This is a genomic window from Saccharicrinis aurantiacus (genome assembly GCF_947489045.1).
In the GTDB taxonomy this organism is placed as follows: domain Bacteria; phylum Bacteroidota; class Bacteroidia; order Bacteroidales; family Marinilabiliaceae; genus Saccharicrinis; species Saccharicrinis aurantiacus.
In genome coordinates this window covers 34,416-56,576 of the sequence record NZ_CANLCN010000015.1, presented here as the reverse complement: position 1 = coordinate 56,576, position 22,161 = coordinate 34,416, and the positions used below count along the sequence as shown (strand labels likewise).

Below are 22,161 nucleotides of genomic sequence, written 5' to 3'. Positions count from 1 at the left end.
GAATTATTGCTTAAATTATTGACAGAAAGTTTACGAAATAGTCGACAGTGTTAGATAGGACAATTTTACATTTGGATTTAGATACCTTTTTTGTGTCGTGCGAGAGGTTGTTAGACAGGAAGTTAAATAACAGACCTGTGCTAATTGGGGGAACTGCAGACCGAGGTGTAGTCGCTGCATGCAGTTACGAGGCGCGTACTTATGGGGTTCATTCTGCAATGCCCATGAGAACGGCCAGGATGCTTTGTCCGGATGCTATAATAATTAGAGGCAATAGTGGCGTGTATAGCGAGTTCTCCGAAATGGTTACCGAAATTATACGTGAGCGCTCGCCATTGTTCGAAAAATCGTCCATCGATGAATTTTATGTTGATATTACCGGAATGGATCGTTTTGTGCAATCGAGCTATCAATGGTCTCGGGAGTTGAGAGAGAAAATATTGCACGAAACACATTTGCCTATTTCGTTTGGTTTATCAACTAGTAAAACCGTATCGAAAGTAGGAACAGGGGAAGCCAAACCTAATAATCATATTTTAATATCGCAGGGTACCGAGAAGCCTTTTCTAGCACCTTTATCCATAAAAAAGATACCTATGGTGGGCGATAAAACCTACCATAAACTGCGTAGTTTAGGTATTGAACGTGTAAAAACCGTACAAGAAATGCCCGTGGAGTTAATGGAGCGCGTGCTGGGTAAAAATGGTAATATGATTTGGAAAAAGGCTCAGGGTATTGATAATACCCCGGTTGTGGCTTGGCACGAGCGCAAGTCGTTATCTACCGAGCGTACCTTTGAACAAGATACCACAGATACCCATCAACTGCGCAGTATTATTGTGGCCATGGCCGAAAGTTTGGCCTATCAGCTACGCAAAGAAAACAAGCTAACCGCTTGCATCACATTAAAAATACGATATACCGATTTTCAGACTTATACCCGACAAAAGCGAGTGCCTTACACTTCGTTAGATCACACACTAATTGAAACGGTGCTCGATTTGTTTGAGAAGGTTTACGACCGCAGGGTTTTGGTGCGCCTTATTGGAGTCAGGCTCAGCAACCTTGTGGGCGGAACCTATCAGATGCGTTTATTCGAAGATTCAGAGAAAATTATAAAACTTTATCAAGCAATGGATAATGTACGAAACAAATATGGAAAAAACTCACTCAAACGTGCGGTGGGTATGGATACCGTAAACCTTGGCGGGATGAATCCATTTAAGGGAACGAAAGAGTGAGGGATAGGCTGAAGGCAGCAGCATATCTAGCACCACGATATTGCGTCACTGCGAGGCACGAAGCAGTCTCAAGATGAGTTGTATTGTAATGTGTTAAGTATGCCACAAACACATTGGGTTTGGCAAGCGATTATTCCTTATTGTATTGATGCAGTTTGGTTTAAGCGCCTCGGTTTATGGCCTCTTTTTTAAATGGCTTTTGTTTTATATAAAGCTTTAGTAAGACTAGGAAGTTGAGAGCTTCGCTCGAAAATCGCCTGGCCGCACTTAAGCTTTAAATAAATAAGAAAGTTATTTAAAAAGCAGTCTTGATGTTTTTTCCCCTGCCTTTGCCGGCAGGCAGGTTGGTTTTTTATATCAAGATAAAAAATGAAGTCAGGGTTTGGGATGAAATCCCAAGACGATATTGTAATCAGATTAAAAAATAAAGATTGATAAATAATCATTCATATTACAGTTTTAAATACGGGGCTTTGTCCGTAGAGCAAGTTCTGCAAGAGCTAGAACTTGGCGGCTACGCTACGGCCGTACTTACCGATATAAACAATACGGCAGCTAGTCTTGAGTTTGTAAGGCAAGCAGCCGAATTCGATCTCGACCCTGTGGTGGGCGTTGATATCCGCAATGGCGTAACGCAACAATACGTAGCTTTGGCTCAAAATGCCGAAGGTTTTAGAGAGCTCAACGAGTTTGTGAGTGCGCACCTGCACAGTGGCGAGCCTTTTGAGGCCGAGGCTCCAGAGTTTGGACATGTATATATTATATATCCCTTTCAATCGAAGTTACGCCAACTGCGCGATAACGAGTTTATGGGAGTGAGCCCGCATAATGTAAAGTATTTGCACTTTACAGAGTGGAATGATAATCAAAGCAAATTGGTGATGTTGCATACGGCTACATTCCGCAATAAACGGGATTATAATATACATCGTTTAATGCGCGCCATCCACAACAACACTTTATTGAGTAAATTATCGAAGGAGAAGCAAGCCGACGAAAGTGATGCTTATTTGAGTAGGGAAGAGCTGATGCGTATTTATAAATCGTACCCAAAGCTGATTATCAATACACAACGCATGCTCGATAAATGTAGCTTGGAGTTTGAGTTTAAAAGTAATAAAAACAAGCAGGTTTTCAGTACTTCGGCTGATGCCGATTACGAGTTGCTAAAGCGCGAAGCCCATAAAGGCTTGCAATATCGCTATGGAGATGTCGTGAGCGATGAGGTGTTGGCTCGCCTCGAAAAAGAACTCAAAGTAATTAAGGAGTTGAACTTTTGTGCCTACTTTCTGATTAATTGGGATTTGGTACAATACGCCATCAGCAAAGGGTATTACCATGTGGGGCGGGGTAGTGGAGCCAATAGTTTGGTGGCCTATCTATTGCAAATTACCAATGTTGATCCGGTTGAGCTCGACTTATATTTTGAGCGTTTTATCAACCCTTATCGTACTTCGCCACCCGATTTTGATATAGATTTTTCGTGGACGGATAGAGATGATATTACCCGCTATTTGTTCGATACTTACGGATGGGATAAAACGGTGTTACTGGGCACCTTTATCACCTTTAACCATAAATCCGCTTTTCGCGAGATAGGTAAGGTATTTGGTTTGCCCGATGAAGAAATTAAGCGCTTACAGAAAAATACAAATCCTAAAGATGCCGATGAATACGGAAAGTGGGTGATTAAATACAGCCAGTATATTATTGATTTCCCAAGTCACAGCAGCATCCACTCCAGTGGAATTTTAATAGCTGAGGAACCTATTAGCACTTATTGTTCTACGCAGCTATTGCCCAAGGGATATCCATCCACTCAGTTTGATATGTATATTGCCGAAGATGTGGGCTTACATAAGTTTGATATTTTGAGTCAGCGAGGTTTGGGTAAAATTAAAGATGCACTTATCCTGATTAAGCAAAATCATGGGGTAGATATAGATATTAATAATACCAAGCTCTTTATGGAAGATCCTCGCGTTAAGCAGATGCTTAAAAAAGGACAAGCCATAGGCTGCTTTTATATCGAATCGCCAGCCATGCGAATGTTACTTACCAAGCTTAAAGCCGAAGATTATAAGCGTTTGGTGGCGGCAAGTTCCATTATTCGTCCGGGAGTTGCACAAAGCGGTATGATGCGCGAGTATATTGAGCGCTTTCAGGATGAAGGCAGGCGATTGCGTGCGCGTAAGGCTTTGCCAGAGTTGTATAACATACTTACGGAAACTTACGGCGTAATGGTGTACCAAGAGGATGTAATAAAAGTGGCACATTATTTTGCCGATTTAAGTTTAGATGAATCGGATGTGTTGCGCCGTGGCATGTCGTGGAAGTTTAGGCAGCGCAACGAGTTTTGGAAAATCCGAAATAAGTTTTTCGATAATTGTAAGCGAAAAGGTTATGCTCATGCTGTTATTCAGGATATATGGCGACAAATAGAGAGCTTTGCCAATTATGCCTTTGCCAAAGGACACTCGGCGAGTTATGCCGTAGAAAGTTTTCAGGCCTTGTATTTAAAAGCCTATTATCCGCTCGAATATATGGTAGCCACGCTAAATAATGGTGGTGGTTTCTACTCGCAACAGCTGTATTTGCACGAGGCTATTATGAATGGGGCAGCTGTAGAGGTGCCTTGCGTAAACAGCAGCGAATGGCAAAATACCTTGCATGATAAAACGATCTATCTGGGTTTTTATTTGCTGCGCGATGCTGAACATACTATCTGTCAGAATTTAATTACTGAACGTAAAGTCAATGGTGCTTATACTAGCTTGCGCGATTTTGTAAATCGTTGCCCTGTTGGTTTAGAAAGTCTGATTAGCTTAATAAGAGTGGGTGCTTTCCGCTTTAGCGGGAAGGGAAAAAAGGAATTATTGTGGGATGCACACCTGCTGTTGGGGCATAATAAAAAAACAAAATCAGAACGAACACTCTTTCAAACGGAAGTACAAGAATTTGAATTACCACAACTTTGGGCGCATAATTTAGAGGATGCCTTTGACGAGATGGAGTTATTAGGTTTATCAGTGCGTACATCTTTTGAGTTGGTAGAAGGCGAATTTACATCGAGCCTTAGGGCACATCATCTGCCACAGCTTATTGGGAAACATGTGCGTATTGTGGCTTACCTAATTCATTGCAAACCCAATAAAACCAACAAAGGAAAAATGATGTTTTTTGGTACCTGGATTGATTTAGATGGACATTGGGTAGATACCGTTCATTTTCCGCCGGCAGCGCAAACGCATCCCTTCCGAGGCCCGGGTTGTTATACCATTGAGGGACTTGTTGCTGAAGAGTATGGTTTTGTAAGCATTGAAGTTACTACTATGGAGCGTTTAAAAAACTATACTTTAGATGGCGATTCTGTGAGGTTAAAGCCAATAGCGAGTTAGTTGTTTTGTTTAGAGTAAGTAGGGTGAAGGCAGATGGCAGAAGTGAAGGAGTATATTTTATTGCTAAGGAGCAGGTATTCGATCCACTACTGCCTTCAGCCTAATAACTAACACCTAGTACCTAACAACTAACATCTAGTGCATACTCCATAAATTCGCCCGCTTGTTTAAATCCCATTTTGCTAAAAATACCTTTTGAATCATCCGAAGCTTGTAAATGTATTTGCTCAATACCACGCTCTTTAGCCAACGCGATAGTATGTTTTACTAATGCTGTGGCAATACCTTGATTACGATCTTCTTTCATTACTGAGAGATTATAAATACCTGCACTTTTGGGGTTCTCGGGTTCAATGAAGAGTTCAATAGTACCACTAGGTACGCTATCGTGCAGATAATTCAAAAGGACTAAATTATCATCGTCAAGAATAGTCTCTGCAAGTGTATTATAATACTTTAATACATTGGTATCAAAAGGTTCCCAATTATTAGCAATAATAAATGCATGATCGATAATAGCTTGTTTGTTATAGGCAGGTACAATATTAGGATTAAGTTCTCCCTCAGTAAGCACATTTACAGGGGCACTCATTCCTTCATTTGTAGCAGAATGCGTGATATTAAGTTCAGAGAAAATCTGTAGAATTGACTCATTTAGCTTATCTTTTTCAATCCAAATGCACGATTTACGTAATCGATTATCGTAAAAGTTAACAGCTTCTTCTATCGACTTCTTACTTACTACAGAAGCATCAGTAATATGAATTACGTTATAGGTATCAACTACCAATCCGCTATCAATATAAGTTAAACCTTCACGTTCGAAAACTTGCAAGAAGGTCTTTTGTGCCGGAAGGTGCTTAATATGTAGGTTAAAGTTTTTATCGATTGCTTCAGTGGGATTCATATAATGAAATTGAATATTTAGTGCTGCAAAAGTATAAAATAGATTGGAATTTTTAGGATAGCTTATTGTCCTTTAGTTTTTTGTATATTTGTTCAAAATACTTGAACTATGCGTACGATACAACTAAAAGTAAGTGATAAAATATACGATAAATTTCTTTGGCTTTTAAGTAGATTTAGCAAGGAGGAAATTCAGGTATTAAGTGATGAGTCTGAATTTAATGCCACTAAGAAGTACCTTCATAGTGAATTTAATGCGCTTCGCTCAGGAAAAGCAGAATTGAAATCTCAAAGTGAATTAGAAAATAGGTTAGATCGTATTATCTAAGTTTGTGAAAATTGTTTATACTGAAGGATTTATTTTGCGGTTAGAGAGACAGTTGCATTTTATAGCGAAGGATAATCCTAATGCTGCGAAGAGGTTAAAAAAGGATTTATTACAAAAAATAAAAACAATAAGACCAAACCCTACTATGTTCCGTAAATCTATTTATTTTGAAGATAATACTATTAGAGATTTAATTTTCAAAGGGTATACAATTGTATTTAGGATAAATATAGATCAAATTGAAGTTTTTGGATTTGTCAAATACCAAAAAGGTGTAATAGACTAAAATAAAAAAAGCTGAACCTAATTGAGTTCAGCTTTAAATCTTATTTATATAATAATAGGTTGTTAATGTTTTGTATGATATTGATATTCAATAGTAATTACAATGAATAGTATTTTATATAAAGGATATGTATTCAATGTATTATAGTTTTCACTACTGTCTTCAGACTATTAACTCACAAACTATTATTCCAAATACCATTTATACATTCTATCAATACCTTCGTCAAGTTCAACTTTATGTTTCCATCCTAAACTATGTAATTTAGAAACGTCAGTTAACTTACGCATAGTGCCATCAGGTTTGTCAGCATTAAAAACCAATTGCCCTGTAAAACCAACTTTCTCTTGAATAGTTTCAGCCAATTGGCGTATGGATATTTCTTTGCCTGTACCAATATTGATATGCGTATTTCTGATATCATTAGCATCGGTTACGGTATCCTTAAAATCAACTTTACCCATTATATATACACAGGCGTCAGCCATTTCTTCCGACCATAAGAACTCGCGCATTGGTTTGCCACTTCCCCAAATCTCAATGCTAACTATATTCTCTGCGTTTATCGAAACTCCGTATTTGGCAAGGATATCTATTATTTCTTCTTGAGAGTTTGCCCCTGAAACTCCTTCAATGGGGTTCTGGTTAAAATCAGCTTTAATAGCATCCCAGTTACCATCTTGTAAGCACTTGCCTAAATGTGCTTTTCTGATTAAGGCAGGTAGAACATGCGATTTCTCTAAATCGAAATTATCATTAGGTCCATATAAATTGGTAGGCATCACAGAAATGAAGTTGGTGCCATACTGTATATTATACGACTCGCACATTTTAATGCCTGCTATCTTGGCAATGGCATAAGGCTCGTTCGTGTATTCTAAAGTGTCTGTTAACAAGCAATCCTCCGGCATAGGTTGAGGTGCCAACTTTGGGTAAATGCAGGTTGATCCTAGAAATAGAAGTTTCTGTACTTTATTTATATATGATGCATGAATCACATTATTTTGTATCATCATGTTCTCATAAATAAACTCGCCTCTGTAAGTATTATTGGCTACAATACCACCAACTTTAGCGGCAGCCAAAAAGACAAAATCAGGCTTTTCTTCTTCGAAAAAGTGATTTACAGCAACTTGATTGCGCAAATCTAATTCTGACGAAGTACGTGTAATTATATTGGTATACCCTAAGTCTTCAAGGTTTTTTACAATAGCACTCCCCACCAATCCTCGGTGACCTGCTACATATATTTTATCGGTAAATTTCATTTACTCACTAATTTTTATTCAATTTATCACGAATGAAACGAATTATTAGGATGGGTTTATAATACGCTTACTAGTTAAAGAAGCGGTGCCAAAATTAACTAATAAGCCAAGTTTGTGATTGATAGCTTTAAGATAGTTACTTGTTTGTTCAAATTGACTTTTTCCAAAATAAGATGAGGCTTTAATTTCTACCACGATAGAATTATAGCAAACAAAATCTGCCACATAGTATTTTTTTAACCGTTCACAATCGTAATATATGTTAAGCTTCTGTTGGCTCTCAACAGGAATTTTTCGTTTAAAGAATTCTCTGTCTAATGCCTCTTGATAAACAGCCTCTAAAAAACCATGGCCTAATTGCGAATGTACTGCCATACATGCCCCAATAATATTATAACTTTCGTCTTTGTAAATTATCTGAGTTATCTAATTCGCTAAATTAGTTAACAGAACTTGTTCACTTTCGCTTAATTCGCGGGAAACCTTACTCAAAATAATTTAAAGTCTCATAACCACCCTCTTTCAGGTATTTATCTTTTTGCATTAGTTTAACATCTGATTGCATCATATCTTTCACTAAACCTGCTAAATCATATTCTGGTTCCCAGGTTAGTTTTTCTTTACATTTCGTGGCATCACCAATAAGTAACTCTACTTCTGTAGGACGATAATAAGCAGGATCAACTTTTACCACTTCTTTACCAATTTCTATTTGGAAATCAGGATTATTACAAGCTTTTACCTTGCCTACTTCATTTTCTGCCTCACCTGAAAACTCAAGTTCGATACCTACTTCAGAAAAGGCCATTCTCACAAAGTCTCTTACGGTGGTGGTTATTCCAGTAGCAATTACAAAATCTTCAGGTTTCTCTTGTTGAAGAATTGCCCACATAGCACGCACGTAATCTTTAGCATGACCCCAATCGCGCTTGGCATCCATATTACCTAGATAAAGGCAATCTTGCATCTTTAGGGCAATTTTAGAAGCAGCACGTGTAATCTTACGTGTTACAAAGGTTTCACCTCGCAAGGGGCTCTCGTGGTTAAATAAAATACCATTACACGCATAAATGTTATAAGCTTCGCGGTAGTTTACTGTAATCCAATAGGCGTACATTTTAGCTACTGCATATGGTGAGCGAGGGTAGAAGGGGGTTGTTTCCTTTTGAGGAACTTCTTGCACTAAACCATATAACTCAGAAGTAGAAGCCTGGTATACTTTGGTTTTCTCCGTTAAGTTTAAGAAACGAATGGCCTCAAGGATACGAAGTGTTCCAATACCATCAGCATTAGCTGTATACTCCGGCGTATCAAAGCTCACTTTAACATGACTCATAGCCGCAAGATTATAAATCTCATCGGGCTGCACTTCTTGAATAATTCGAGTAATGTTCATTGAATCCGTCATATCACCATAATGAAGAATCAAGTTTCGATTCTCGATATGTGGATCTTGATACAAGTGATCAATTCTATCGGTATTAAATAAAGAAGAACGCCTTTTTAGTCCGTGAACAATGTACCCTTTGCGTAATAAAAATTCGGCTAGGTATGCGCCGTCTTGTCCGGTGATACCGGTTATAAGTGCTATTTTTGACATGTTATTGGTTTTTCAGCCTCAGATATACATCTTCCACTGATTTTTTAATGCTGTAAATATCGTTTTATATAAGTTAATTTGCAATAGAATTAATTGGATGTTTATTTGATTTGACCAAGCCAAAGGCTATCACTAAATCCGCGTTCTTTATAATCGCGAAAAACAATCCATATATCAGTATTGCTGTTATTGAGAGTGGATTCCTTCCATAGATAAGATTTTTCTTTTCGTTCAATGCCAGTCATTTTAGAAATTGTAGCATATTGACCACGTTGGTTAGCGATAAGCAGTAGTGTGTCGGATCCGTTACCTGTAACTTCATCGCTCCATTTAAATAAAAGCCCATCTGCTGTTCTTGTGATACTTGCTTCTGCGGGGAGGGGAACAATACCCTTGCTTACTAAAGCTAAGGTATAGTCAATTTTTTGCTCAGGGTATTCTCCCACAATAGCATTACGCATATTGTACGACTTTGCTGCCATGTATGCAGATCGGCCAAGTGCTTCCTCTTTAAAGGTAAGCCTTAAGATTTCCTTAAAAGGGCTCAGAAATCCATTGACAAGCTGCATTTTCTGACGCTGTGCCAACTGCTTTTCTGATTTAGCATCCTTATAACTGCCCGGTAAAGAGCGTACATAACTTTTCCCATACATCTGGTAAGTAACTACATTACCTAATTTTCCGGAAGCACCTTCGCGACTAGTTTTATATCTTGCCATAACTAATTCGTATTATAGTTATATTAAAGCTATATACAATTCATAGTAAAGTCAAGTTAAATTCAATAAAAATCGAATTTAATATGAGTTTAAATTGAGTTTAATGTGTTGATGTTACGAGCTATTTGCGAATCTATTGCTCATCTACTAGAAAGTTATTGGGCATAAAAAAGCCGGTTCATGTGTGAACCGGCTTTTCGTAATGACAGTATTACTTATACTTAGTCAATATAATGTTCTGAATCTTTATTTATACATCTCAGCGTAATATTTTTCATATTCACCACTAGTGATATTTTCCATCCAGTCTTTGTTTTCAAGGTACCATTTTACCGTTTTCTCTATGCCTTCTTCGAATTGCAAAGATGGTTCCCAGCCTAATTCATCTTTTAGTTTAGTTGAATCGATCGCATAACGTAAATCGTGACCAGCTCTATCGGTTACATAGGTGATGAGATTTTCAGAAGTTCCTTCTTCTCGGCCTAATAAGCGATCAACCGTTTTGATCATTACTTTAATTAAGTCAATGTTCTTCCATTCGTTGAATCCACCAATGTTATAGGTATCACCTGTTTTTCCCTCATGAAAAATGATATCAATGGCTCTAGCATGATCTTCAACAAATAACCAATCTCTTACATTCTCGCCTTTGCCATAAACAGGTAGAGGCTTGTTGTTTTGAATATTGTTGATGAATAAAGGAATTAATTTCTCAGGGAACTGATATGGACCATAATTATTTGAGCAGTTACTAATTACTGTAGGCATACCATAAGTATCCTGAAAAGCTCTTACAAAATGATCTGATGAGGCTTTTGATGCTGAGTATGGTGAGTGCGGATCGTACTTAGTAGTTTCTAAAAAGTAACCTTCCTCTCCCAATGAACCATATACTTCGTCGGTAGATACATGATAGAATAGTTTTCCATCGTAGTTATCGCCCCAATAGTGCTTAGCTGCTTGTAAAAGACTTAAGGTACCCATCACATTGGTTTGTGCAAAAGTAAATGGATCTTTAATAGATCTATCTACATGTGATTCGGCTGCCAAGTGAATAACAGAGTCAATATCATGCTTTTTAAATAGCTCTTGCATTTGCTCAAAATCACAAATGTCTGCTTTTACAAAAGTATAATTGTCTTTCTTTTCAATATCAGTAAGGTTAGCTAAATTACCTGCATAGGTCAATAAATCGAGGTTAATAATGTGGTATTTAGGATATTTATTTACCAATAAGCGAACCACATGCGAACCTATAAACCCGGCTCCTCCTGTAACTAATATATTTTTACTCATAATGCTGTTTTAAAAAGGATTAGCAGTATCCTTTAATGGTTTTAATATTTGATCTTTTCCTGAAAGTTGAATTAATGAAGCATCAATCTGCCAATCTACATTTATTTCTTCATCGTTCCATGCTATGCCTGAATCATGATCAGGGGCATAGTCGTTATCTACTTTATACGCAAAAGTAGCAGTTTCACTGAGAACGACAAAACCATGTGCAAAGCCTCGTGGTACAAATAACTGACGTTTGTTATCGCCGCTAAGGTTTACAGCTACGTATTTTTTATAAGTAGGAGAATCTTTACGCAGGTCAACAGCAACATCTAAAACTTCACCTTCTATGCACCTAACTAGTTTAGCCTGATTATAAGGAGGATTTTGAAAATGTAAACCTCGTAGGACACCTTTCGATGATTTTGATTCGTTGTCTTGTACAAAAGTAATGGGGCCAATATTAGCCTCAAACTGCTTTTGATTAAAGGATTCTAAGAAATAACCTCGGCTATCGCCAAATACTGCGGGTTCTATAATGATTACTTCAGGTATATCTGTTTTAATGAATTTCATTTTATTTTACTTTTTTATGGGTGTATAGGTTAAAGGGGCTAAAAGGGTTGAAGGTGTTTGAAAGAGTTAAATGGGTATAAATGTTTGCAAAGGTAAAAGTGGTTAAAAGGGTAGAAGTGGTTTTTTTTAAAGAGTTATGTGAAAGGTTAACATTTTTCACTCTTCAACCCATTGCACACTTTTACTATTTCTACTCATTATACCCCTTTTGCTTCTTCAGCTCCTTCTAACATTCCACCATTTTAACTAATCTAAGCATACCTACCACTACTTTAACTATTTACACTCTTTTCTTCTCAATCCTCTAATTTAGTTACACTTTTTACCACTTAAACCTCTCAGCTCTCTATTGATTTTATGAGATTGTATATACTGATGCTAATTTTACGTGCTTTACCATGTAGGTTTTCAAAAGTTGTAATGTCAATGTATTTTAGGTCTTTCGCAACGTAAAGCATGCTGCGTACCTCGCCACAAGATGCTCGAGAGATATAAAGGAATCGGATAAATTCTTTATTGGATTGTCGTTCGAAGCCTTCAGCAATATTATTCATAACAGAAACTGCTGCACGTTGAATTTGATCTTTAAATCCAAAATCCTTAGATGCATTGAACGTTCGGTATATTTCACCAACAAGAATACGTGACTCTTGCCATACAACTAAATCCTCAAAGCGATTTACCTTCATAGTTTTGAGTGTTTAATGAGTTAAAGGGCTTGTAAAAGTTAGACGTGGATGCAAAGGTTCAAAAAGTTAAAGGGGGTATAAATGCTTGCAAAGGTAAAAGGGGTTAAAAGGGTAGAAGTGGTTTTTTTAAAAGAGTTATGTGAAAGGTTAACATTTTTCACCTTTTCAACCCATTGCTCGCTTTTCACTTCTTTAACCTTTTCTACCTCTTCAAACCATTTTACTCTTTTAACCCTTAATCCTATTCCACCAACTTCAACAAATACTGACCATATGCATTCTTCTTTAATGGTTCAGCTAGTTTTTTCACTTGTTCAGCATCAATGTAGCCCATCTTAAATGCAATTTCCTCTAGGCAAGCAATTTTTAAACTTTGACGTGTTTCTACCGTTTGTACAAATTGACTGGCTTCAAGGAACGATTCATGCGTACCTGTATCTAACCATGCATAACCACGACCCATTAACTCTACTTTAAGCCTGCTTTGATCTAAGTATACTTGATTTACTGTAGTTATTTCATATTCCCCCCTATGTGAAGGTTCAATTTCACTAGCTATTTTAACCACATCATTGGTATAGAAGTACAAACCAACAACGGCATAATTAGAGGCAGCCTTTTCAGGCTTTTCTTCTATGGAGGTTACATTTCCTTCTTGGTCAAAGGTTGCAACACCATATCGTTCTGGGTCGTTTACATAGTAACCAAATACTGTAGATTTACCTTCCTCCTCAACATTTTTACGTGCATTGGCTAACATTTCCGGCAAACCATGTCCGTAGAATATATTATCGCCCAATACCATACATACGTCATCATTACCGATAAAGTCTGCACCAATAGTAAAAGCTTGCGCCAATCCATCAGGACTAGGCTGCTCCTTATACTCAAAGTGCATACCTAAGTCACTACCATCTCCAAGAAGACCTTCAAAGTTTGGTAAATCTTTAGGCGTGGAAATAATAAGCACCTCGGTAATACCCGCCAGCATCAAAATTGATAGGGGGTAATAGATCATGGGCTTATCGTAGATGGGCACAAGCTGCTTGCTAATTCCTTTTGTGATGGGGTAGAGGCGTGTGCCTGAACCGCCTGCGAGTATGATTCCTTTCATGTGCAGTTTTTGTTAATGAAACAGATATTAACTTAGGTTAAGGATTTGGGTTTTATACTCTGATGCAATTTTAGACCATGTATACTCTTCTTTAGCTATTTTTGCCATCATTTGGGAATTTATGCTTAGATCACTAATATTAGTTTTATTGAGTACAGCTATCAATTCTTCGGTATTACTAAAATATAAAGCACTATCTTTTGTTGTTTCTCTATTTGTTGGAATATCTAAAGAAATTACTGCTTTTTTCAAACTCATAGCCTCTACTAAAGAAGGAGCTGTGCCACAACGAGAATGCGAGTGCACATATACACTCGCATTACCCCTAATAAAATCTAACTCTTCTTTATTGTATATAGCATCTAATAATATCATATTTTTATGTTTGCTATATTTCTCTTTTAAACGCCTTCCATACTCAGAAATATCCCAATTTGAAACAATTACTATCTTATACTTATTAAATGTTTCAAATGCTTCCAAAACGATATGAATATTGTTATCTATTTGTGCTCTAGATACACTAACAGCGTAAGGTTCTTTAGTGAAATTATACTTATTAGCAAAACGCAAATCATCAATACTGATGTTTTTTACATGATCACTTCCATATCGGATGACAATAGAATCAGCATTGAAGTGATTTTTTAGACTTTCTCGATAAAGTTCATTATCTGCGATATTTAGATTAGAGTACTTCGCTGCAATCCTATGATTAACTTTAGCCCACTTCTTTTGAAAACCGTTCAATTTTTCCCTTTCCCATTCATTCAAGCCACCATGGTTAACAATAACTTTAGTTTTGAATAATTTTATTAAGGGTGTAATAAAACCCGATCCAACAGGACTTAGGTATAGTATTACATCAGCTGTAAATAGGGATGAAATGAATGTTATTGTATCATAAAATATACCTTTAAATCCATTAGCTTCTATTCTAATGTACCTAAGCTTGGCTCCATGATAACTATCAATCTTTTTATTGTACTTGAAAGAGTTGCAGTAAACAAGGAGATCAAAATCGGAACCTAGATATTGGCAAAGGTAATCAGATAAGGTCTCAAATCCACCATATTTGGCCGGTACACCATGGGTTCCAATAATATGAACACGTTTTTTTTTCATCAAATCTATAATACTTTATTAAAATTGTGGATCCGCAAGCTTTTAAAATGCGTAAGTTTAGTAAGAACTTTGCGTAATATTATTGTACAGTAACATATTTTGTAAAAGACAACTCGTTTTAGTCTAAATATCCATTATAATAACGATTTACATAACGATTTAATGCATCTTTCCAATCTCCCATCTTGTTTACTTTACGAAGATTTAACTTAGTAGTTACAAGTCTTTCTGAAGCTGGTCTTTCTGCATAATATACATCTTTGAAATGGTCTGATGATACTTCAGTTATACTAATATCATCTTCTTTTCCTATTAGTTTAACTAATTCTTGAGCTACTTCTAATCTACTAGTTTGACCTCCACAAACACAATTATATAAGCCCCAATATTCTTTCTCAATTAACTCTTTAATAGTTAATGCAAAATCATGAGTATATGTTGGTGTACCATCTTTATCATTTACAATAAAAAGTTCCTTTTTACCATCTTTTATTTGTTTCATTAATTTTTGAATAAACTTTTTATCTTTTTTAGGTCCAGATCCCATCATCCACCCAGCTCTACAAACAATAAAGCGCTTAGCATTTTCACAAACAAATCGTTCACCCATATACTTTGATCGAGCATATACACCTAAAGGGTTTGGGGTATCCCAATCATCATAAAGATCTTGTTTTCCGTCAAATATTCCTGCAGTACTTATGTATAATAAAGGAATATTTAAAGAATTAGCGATGTTAACAGCATTTTCTACTGATAGTGTATTTGTTAAATAGGTGTCTTCCGCATTTTCCTCGCAAAATTCTAAATCTGTGTAAGCCCCAAGGTGAAATAGATAATCGGGCGCAAATTCAGTTACATCTTTTTTGTAAGCATCACAATCTCGAAAGTCAAGAAATTCGATCCAGTCTTCATTTACATCTTTGTCAGTGCATTTGATTTCATATTGATCACTAAATAATGTATAAAATGCTTCTCCTAGCATACCGCCGCATCCGGCAATGTAAATTTTCTTTTTCATTATAATGTTTGTTTAAATTGTGCTAATTTCTTAATCATTAGTTTTGCTATATTGTCCCAAGTATAAAACTCTTGTATTACTTCCATTTGTTTCAAAGCATATTGTTTGTGATAAGAAACATTATTACATAAATTGTTGATTTCATTTATTAAATTATGATTGGAAATAATTTTAACAGCATTACGTATTTTGCTATCAAAATCAACGAATGTTTCAAAATTTTCGGATAATACAACAGGTGTATTTGCAGCCATACATTCAAGAACTACTAAACTTAATGCCTCTTGTTTTGAATGTGAAATATATAGCATAGACTTATTATATAGTTTATTTAACTCAGAACCAGGTTTTACTTCTCCTATATACTTAACATGTTCGCTTAAGCTTTGAGAATGGATGTAACTAACGATTTCATTAAAATATTTGTGGTCGATTATTTTCCCTGCAAATACAAACTTATAATTCTCTTTTAAAAGAAATTCTTTAATATTAACTATCGTCTCTAATTGATTCTTTCTTTTACAAACAGAACCAATGTTAATTATTTGTTTTTGCTTATCTCCTTGAATTATAGGGTGATATTTATTTAAGTCTACACCGTTATTTATAACAATAATTTTACAGCTATTTATTTTAACGCTCTCTTTAATCCTATCCTTAATAATATTTGTAAGACTAATGATAACATCAGCTTTTAAAATTGCAATTTTCTCAAAAAATAATTTTTTCGGGATTTTTTTAGAGTTTGACCAGTCTGGTGAGTGAACAGTATAAATTGTTCTTATTTTACCTTTTCGTAATCGCCTTCCAGCAATTAAATAAGCAAAAAAGAAGTTAAACTGGTTATGAAAATGAATGTATGTTTCTGTTTGTAACTTATTTCTATATAATTTCCTTAATAACAACCCGACCCCAATAGAATACCATATACGTCGAATAATGTGTATTATGCCATTATCCTTTATTTTATTTAACCAATTAGGAACATTTACATAATGGGTAAGAGAGAGCTCAAACTTATCAGAATTTTTAACCTGATTAGAATAAGAAATATCTATAAGTGTATGTTCGATCCCATTATTATTAAGACCATTTAATAAATTTTCAATAACAATTTCTGTGGCTGCTCCTATTTTAGCAGGAATTTGAGTGTAACCAGTACCTATTTCAACTATTTTCATTTATGAGTAGATAATCTATGATGTAAGAATTGTTTGCTTAAGGCAGTGTTTATATCGTTGACTAACTGTGAACAGTTATGATCAGCCTTATATTTATTAAGATCAGGTTTTGTGAAGAATTTATCGGACAAATTTAACTTTGTGAGGTTTTCTATACTTTCAGCATATGCTATTGCGGACGATGTCGAAACTATTAATGAAAAGCTTGGGTAATTTATGTTAAAATCACGAAAATATTTGATGTCCGATAATAATGAGGGCTTTTCAAAATATACAGCAGTATCGAGGACGCCACTTTGGTAAATTTTTTTGTATGGTAAAAGAAGGAAGTCCGTTTTTGTAAATAGATAATTTAGCTCACTATCATTAATATATCTACATATTTTAAGAACATTAGGGGGTAATTTTTTTTTGGTTATTAGATTACTCTTATCAACTCCTGCAATTATTATATTTAATTTTAAGTTAATTTCTGGGTTTATATAGTTTAGTGAATCAATAAGAATATCGATGCCTTTTGTTAAACTTATTTGCCCAAAAAATAATAGATTAAGTTTATCTTTCTTGATAGAATTAATAATATCACTTTTCAACTCTTCCTTTTTAATATTCTTGTTAAAGCTGTAGTTAAAGTGAGGAAAAAGAATTAGGTCTCCTTTATATCCTATGTTGCTTAATATATTCTTCGTTTGATCAGAATGACAAATAATTCTCTTTACAAAATATTTATATATTAAGTTTTTGATTTTCTTGTTCTTATCTATCTTATTATTTGGTGTTAAGGTATAAACATCATGAACTATTATGAAAGAAGATTTGGAGATTGATAAAATTATACTAAATAATATATCTATGTTTCGCATTCCATATGATTGATATATAAATACATTTTCCTTTTTTTTGATAATTAATATTAAAAATCGAAAAAGTGTACTTATTAATGTAAGAACCTTTTGAATTCTTTTTTTCTTGTAAAAATTAGGTATATATTCTATGGAGTTATCTGTTTTATAGTTAGATAATACTGTGGTCTGTATTTTAAATTTTCTCAGTTCTGTTACAAAAGCATTATTATACAAATGCATTCCAACCTCTTTGCCAATTGTGTCAATTAAATAAATCATTTATCTTTAAAAGTGTGAAGATTAGAAAATTCTATTATAGATTCAACTATTTTGTTCCATTTAAATCTATCTGGCAAACATGGTTTTTCGTAAAGGGATTTATCATCTATACCTTTAGAGATGATCGAAACCCATTGGGATATATCCATATCTCTAATGTAAGTTCCTCTTTGGTTTTCTAATATTTCACTTGAACCAGCCGTAGGTGAGCTTATTATCGGTAGTTTGAAATGTAATGCCTCGAGTAATACCATACCAAATATTTCATATGAACTTGGAAAAATAAAGAAATTGCTATTGGAATATAGCCAAGGTAATTGTGTTTGTTTAAGGCTTCTTATGTGAATTATGTTAGTTGTTAAGTTATTTTCTTCTATTGCCCTTTCAAATTGCGACTTCATAGGGCCTTTACCAACTATAATAAGAACAATTGAATCATTTAACATAACGAGTGCTTTTAATATTGAAATTAAGAATAAAGGATTTCTCCGTTTCTCAATAGCACCAACGTATAAAAGTCTGTTTTTATAAGATAATATTTTGGATCGTAGTTTTAAAGAGAGTGTTTCATCGTTACTATTATTAAATTTGTTTAAGTCTAAGCCAACCGGAATCACTATATTCTTGCAGTTAAGAAACCCTTTGTTTTTAAAATACTGCTGAGATGCTGAAGTTTTGAAAATTACTCCATCTAACTTATTGATAAGTATTGGAGCAAATAATTTGTCATATGCCTTATTGTATAGACGTTTAATACTGCTATTAAAGTCTTCATACATACCTTGCATAAGGTAGACCTCTGAATCCTTAGTCTTATAATATAAAGCGATTAGTGCAGGAATAATCCAAGGGTATTCATGTATGAATATTGTTTTATATCTTGCTTTTTTTAGGATACTTAGAAGGTTAATTGGAATTGTTTGATTTCCCAAAAAAGGGATTCCTTTATAATTAACTATTTTTGCACTTATATTATCCTTTGAATATACTGTTGTACTCCCAATATTTTTTTTTGAGAATACATAAATATCTACATTATAGCCTTTGTTAACAAATTCTATTGCCCTACCTATTTCTTGGTTATTATAGTGTGTGTAATTAAACTCAGACTTGTTTGTAATAATAAATGCAATTTTCATAATGTATTTAATACTTTACTAGGTAATGTTTCCCACCTATTCATGTTTATATAGTCCAAGTGATATTGTTGTTTATTTTCAGTGTATATATCTATTCCCTCAATGTCACTCATGCTATTATAGGTATGTACGATACCATTTAAATCTGCAAAGGAACCTCCATTTGGACCAATAATTCGTTTGCCAAAATTAATGCTATATACAAGAGAACCAGAACTTAAAACTGAATCAAGTTTGTAAGTAAATAAAATGGACCTTGATTGTGATATATAATCATAAAGTTGGTCATCGGTAATAAATTCATTAATAAAGGTTACATTATCTGGTATAATGTCTGTTATAGCTTCTAGGTATTCTAGATCTTTACATTTCCCACAAATAAGAAATTTCCGTTTACTTAGAATATCAGATTTTAATACTTCATGAATTAAGCTATCAATATTTTTATATCTAGATATCCCTCCCCAAATTATATAATCCCATACAATCTCTTTTGATTTAATTAACTTATTATTGTAGACGGGATGATGAATATGATTAATTTTATTTTTAGGAGTAGTAGGGTATTTTGATCTAATAAAATTAGTCCCTTCTTTGGCATGTACAATAATTGAATCCGCCAATGAAGTAACTATATTCATTAATAAATTAACAATATTCAGCTTAATTTTGTCAATAATATTTTCTGGTTGTTTATGTGTTTTCTTGTTATGTACTACTAGTACGATTTTTCGTCTTAATGACTTAACAACTAAAATGCTTAATAGAAAAATTAATGCTTGGACTATTCCATATCTTTTAAATGGAATTAAGTCTATCCACTGATAAATATGAATATTCGCATCGAGATTAAATAGGTTACTTGTTATTCCTATTAACCCTTTTCTGTTTTTAACTATGCAATTATTCTTAAAAGCATCATGGAAAAGTTTAATATATAAGTTGCCCGATGTATCCCTTTGGGGATTGTATGTAGGATATATATAAACTTTGTTCATAACGAATGTTTTTTTAATAATAAGAAATAAATTTTCGCTATTATATACGAAATTGGTGAGCAAGTTTCTTTCCGAAAAGTTTTAAGTATTTCAGTCACTTTAGTTTTACCTAATAGTACCGATACTAATTGTAGTCGAATTAAAAACCAGACCGTTAATTTAAAGTTATAATAATAAAGGTTTATAATCTTGATATCTTGGTAATTCTTTTTAAGCCACTTTATATAATTAATATCTGCGTATAGTTTTCGCTCAGTAATATCTATATTTTTGTAATCACGAGAAATATTAATACCACTTGCTCTCCATTTTACTTTTGACTTAGCAATAGTTTTTATCCCTCGGTCTTTTCCTAGCTTAATCCATGTTGCATCGTCTGAATTCCAAGCAAGGTCAAAGGTAACAAACCCATCCTTTTTGTAAAATTCATCCTTCCGAAAGATATACTCAACAACGAAACTAGATATTTGGCCTTTTATTTTTTTAGTCAAAAATTCTTTTGAACTAAGTATTGAGGGAAACGTCTTCGCTTTTGCTATTTCTTTTGATCTTTCATCAATAATAGTCACATCAAAGTGATATAAACTATAGCCTGAATTCATATTTAACTCATTATAAAAATATTGAACACACATAGGGTGCATAATATCATCATCTGAGAATAACCAAATCCACTTTTCATTTTTTGCAAGTTTTATACACCTTTCCCACTGTTTAGTAAGGTTATAGCCTCCAAGGTTCTTATCAAATTTAGTATAGTATATATTAAGCCGACTTTTGTACTCATCAACAATACTTTTTATATCCTCAGGACTGTTATCATCGCCTATATAAACACTAAAGTTTTTGTTTTCTTGATTGGCGATCGATAATAATGTCTCGCTTAGAAAGGTACTTTTATATGCTGGTATTATAATTGCTAGGAAAAAGTTCATTTGCCTTATTTAAATTATGATGAAGATCAATTATGTACAGACTGCAAGCTAAAGCAAAGAAATCAACTAATATAAAAGCTGTGGCGATATTTAAGAGGTACATATATAATACGAATATTCGAATTGAGATTGGTACGTTTCTTACTTTTTTTGCTTGCAAAAAAATTAATAAGAACACAATTAGCCCAATTAAACCAAGCCTTATAAATATATAGGCATAGCCAACATCTGATGCGAATAACTTTAAGCGAGACCTTTCAATAAACATTCTATAACCATACTTGCTGTTTGAATGCGGGTAACCATTTCCCAGCAATACTGTGAAAATGTTAGAGTTTTTTTCGGTGAAAAAATACCTATATGCAGTAATCCGTATGTTTTCTTCACTATTATTTTCAAAAGAACTTTGTCTTTCTGTGAGCGCAAGCATTTTACCCACTATGGTTTTTTTTCCGATCTCTACAAATTGAAAAATTCCAATTAGAAGCATTGTAATTATTGCAATAATAATTAAACTATATCTTTTTTTACGTATAAATATATATATACTTAGAATTGCTGATAAGAATATCACTTGTCTTATAACCTCCAATACAATTAATGTTGATATTGCGGCTACAAAAATCCAATACTGTTTTTTTTTAAAGATTATTGCCTTTTCTAAAATGATAAATAACCCTAATACAAGGAAGGGTTTTGCAGCTAAACTTATTCTCATTATCCCCCTAGATATGTCAAGATTTTTATCGGAACTTGTCGTATATATATCTTCAGGGAAATGTGCCATGCCAAATATCCATAATATGATATGTAAGATTACCATAATAGATATGAACTTGTAAGTTTCTTTTAGCGTAGGTTTTAGTTTTACCAGTACAAAATAGAATAATACACCTCCAATATCATAAATTGTTATTATAGTACTTTCAATTGGAGACTGACCATGAAAAATAAATGCTTGAATGATAGAGAATAATAGGAGGAATAATAACGCCCGGATGTATTTACCAAGTACATTGGATTTTAACTTGCCGAATATTGTAGGCACTAGATAGATTAATGTAGAGATAACTGTAGCTAATGTTATTATTTTCCTTAATGATCCAGGTATTGCATTATATCTAAAAAAAGAGTAAGCAAATATGGCATACAATAAAATAATTAATACTCTATGTTTTTTCTTATTAAAAATCAGTAATGGCATTCTTCTTACTTTTCAAAGGCTAAATACCTTT

Annotated in this window: 21 protein-coding genes; 4 read left to right on the top strand and 17 right to left on the bottom strand. The window is 34.1% G+C overall.

What is annotated here, in order from left to right; all coding sequences use genetic code 11:
• Positions 1 to 47: 47 nt before the first annotated feature.
• Both dinB and QMO11_RS16015 read left to right on the top strand, forming a co-directional pair.
• Positions 48 to 1,241: a DNA polymerase IV gene (gene dinB / locus QMO11_RS16020; protein ID WP_282038300.1), complete on the top strand. Its 1,194-nt coding sequence runs from the start codon at positions 48 to 50 to the stop codon at positions 1,239 to 1,241.
• 431 nt (positions 1,242 to 1,672) lie between these two features.
• Positions 1,673 to 4,639 (top strand): DNA polymerase III subunit alpha, encoded by a 2,967-nt coding sequence (locus tag QMO11_RS16015; RefSeq protein WP_345741868.1) that lies wholly within the window; start codon positions 1,673 to 1,675, stop codon positions 4,637 to 4,639.
• A 121-nt stretch (positions 4,640 to 4,760) separates the two neighbouring features.
• On the opposite strand, the gene QMO11_RS16010 is transcribed toward QMO11_RS16015, so the two are convergent.
• Entirely contained in the window at positions 4,761 to 5,546 is a 786-nt protein-coding gene (locus QMO11_RS16010; RefSeq protein WP_282038296.1) for a GNAT family N-acetyltransferase, read from the bottom strand.
• Between the two features lie 108 nt (positions 5,547 to 5,654).
• On the opposite strand from QMO11_RS16010, the gene QMO11_RS16005 reads away from it, so the two are divergent.
• Positions 5,655 to 5,873, top strand: a complete 219-nt coding sequence (locus tag QMO11_RS16005) for a hypothetical protein (RefSeq protein WP_282038294.1) — start codon at positions 5,655 to 5,657, stop codon at positions 5,871 to 5,873.
• Between the two features lie 4 nt (positions 5,874 to 5,877).
• Positions 5,878 to 6,159 carry a type II toxin-antitoxin system RelE/ParE family toxin gene (locus tag QMO11_RS21995; RefSeq protein ID WP_425595549.1) on the top strand — a complete coding sequence of 94 codons (282 nt, stop codon included), beginning with the start codon at positions 5,878 to 5,880 and terminating at the stop codon, positions 6,157 to 6,159.
• A gap of 185 nt (positions 6,160 to 6,344) precedes the next feature.
• Here QMO11_RS21995 and QMO11_RS16000 read toward each other — a convergent pair whose 3' ends face one another.
• From QMO11_RS16000 to QMO11_RS15925, 16 genes are all read right to left on the bottom strand, one after another.
• The gene (locus QMO11_RS16000) at positions 6,345 to 7,427 is read right to left on the bottom strand and encodes a GDP-L-fucose synthase family protein (protein WP_282038292.1); all 1,083 of its coding nucleotides are present in this window, start codon (positions 7,425 to 7,427) and stop codon (positions 6,345 to 6,347) included.
• Between the two features lie 45 nt (positions 7,428 to 7,472).
• A complete protein-coding gene (locus QMO11_RS15995; protein ID WP_282038432.1) occupies positions 7,473 to 7,841 on the bottom strand; it encodes a GxxExxY protein in 369 nt (122 codons plus the stop codon).
• Positions 7,842 to 7,911: 70 nt separating this feature from the next.
• Entirely contained in the window at positions 7,912 to 9,027 is a 1,116-nt protein-coding gene (gmd, locus tag QMO11_RS15990) for a GDP-mannose 4,6-dehydratase (protein WP_282038290.1), read from the bottom strand.
• 101 nt (positions 9,028 to 9,128) lie between these two features.
• Positions 9,129 to 9,746, bottom strand: coding sequence for a DUF6266 family protein (locus QMO11_RS15985; RefSeq protein ID WP_282038288.1), 618 nt, complete (start codon positions 9,744 to 9,746; stop codon positions 9,129 to 9,131).
• Between the two features lie 246 nt (positions 9,747 to 9,992).
• Positions 9,993 to 11,042 carry a dTDP-glucose 4,6-dehydratase gene (gene rfbB / locus QMO11_RS15980; RefSeq protein WP_282038286.1) on the bottom strand — a complete coding sequence of 350 codons (1,050 nt, stop codon included), beginning with the start codon at positions 11,040 to 11,042 and terminating at the stop codon, positions 9,993 to 9,995.
• Positions 11,043 to 11,051: 9 nt separating this feature from the next.
• The gene (rfbC, locus tag QMO11_RS15975) at positions 11,052 to 11,600 is read right to left on the bottom strand and encodes a dTDP-4-dehydrorhamnose 3,5-epimerase (protein ID WP_282038284.1); all 549 of its coding nucleotides are present in this window, start codon (positions 11,598 to 11,600) and stop codon (positions 11,052 to 11,054) included.
• A 338-nt stretch (positions 11,601 to 11,938) separates the two neighbouring features.
• Positions 11,939 to 12,289 (bottom strand): four helix bundle protein, encoded by a 351-nt coding sequence (locus QMO11_RS15970; RefSeq protein ID WP_282038282.1) that lies wholly within the window; start codon positions 12,287 to 12,289, stop codon positions 11,939 to 11,941.
• Positions 12,290 to 12,530: 241 nt separating this feature from the next.
• Complete coding sequence (gene rfbA / locus QMO11_RS15965) at positions 12,531 to 13,403, bottom strand: glucose-1-phosphate thymidylyltransferase RfbA (RefSeq protein ID WP_282038281.1); 873 nt, start codon at positions 13,401 to 13,403, stop codon at positions 12,531 to 12,533.
• Positions 13,404 to 13,430: 27 nt separating this feature from the next.
• Positions 13,431 to 14,528, bottom strand: a complete 1,098-nt coding sequence (locus QMO11_RS15960) for a DUF1972 domain-containing protein (RefSeq protein WP_282038280.1) — start codon at positions 14,526 to 14,528, stop codon at positions 13,431 to 13,433.
• Positions 14,529 to 14,646: 118 nt separating this feature from the next.
• Positions 14,647 to 15,549 carry an SDR family oxidoreductase gene (locus tag QMO11_RS15955; protein WP_282038278.1) on the bottom strand — a complete coding sequence of 301 codons (903 nt, stop codon included), beginning with the start codon at positions 15,547 to 15,549 and terminating at the stop codon, positions 14,647 to 14,649.
• Entirely contained in the window at positions 15,549 to 16,730 is a 1,182-nt protein-coding gene (locus QMO11_RS15950) for a glycosyltransferase family 4 protein (protein WP_282038276.1), read from the bottom strand. Before QMO11_RS15950 ends, QMO11_RS15955 begins: the two co-directional genes overlap by 1 nt.
• Positions 16,727 to 17,854, bottom strand: a complete 1,128-nt coding sequence (locus QMO11_RS15945; protein ID WP_282038274.1) for a glycosyltransferase — start codon at positions 17,852 to 17,854, stop codon at positions 16,727 to 16,729. Before QMO11_RS15945 ends, QMO11_RS15950 begins: the two co-directional genes overlap by 4 nt.
• Positions 17,851 to 18,993 (bottom strand): glycosyltransferase family 4 protein, encoded by a 1,143-nt coding sequence (locus QMO11_RS15940; RefSeq protein ID WP_282038272.1) that lies wholly within the window; start codon positions 18,991 to 18,993, stop codon positions 17,851 to 17,853. Before QMO11_RS15940 ends, QMO11_RS15945 begins: the two co-directional genes overlap by 4 nt.
• Positions 18,990 to 19,991, bottom strand: a complete 1,002-nt coding sequence (locus QMO11_RS15935) for a glycosyltransferase family protein (protein WP_282038270.1) — start codon at positions 19,989 to 19,991, stop codon at positions 18,990 to 18,992. Before QMO11_RS15935 ends, QMO11_RS15940 begins: the two co-directional genes overlap by 4 nt.
• Positions 19,988 to 20,926 (bottom strand): glycosyltransferase, encoded by a 939-nt coding sequence (locus tag QMO11_RS15930; protein ID WP_282038269.1) that lies wholly within the window; start codon positions 20,924 to 20,926, stop codon positions 19,988 to 19,990. The genes QMO11_RS15935 and QMO11_RS15930 overlap by 4 nt, the downstream gene beginning before the upstream one ends.
• Positions 20,889 to 22,130 carry a hypothetical protein gene (locus QMO11_RS15925; protein WP_282038267.1) on the bottom strand — a complete coding sequence of 414 codons (1,242 nt, stop codon included), beginning with the start codon at positions 22,128 to 22,130 and terminating at the stop codon, positions 20,889 to 20,891. Before QMO11_RS15925 ends, QMO11_RS15930 begins: the two co-directional genes overlap by 38 nt.
• Positions 22,131 to 22,161: the final 31 nt, after the last annotated feature.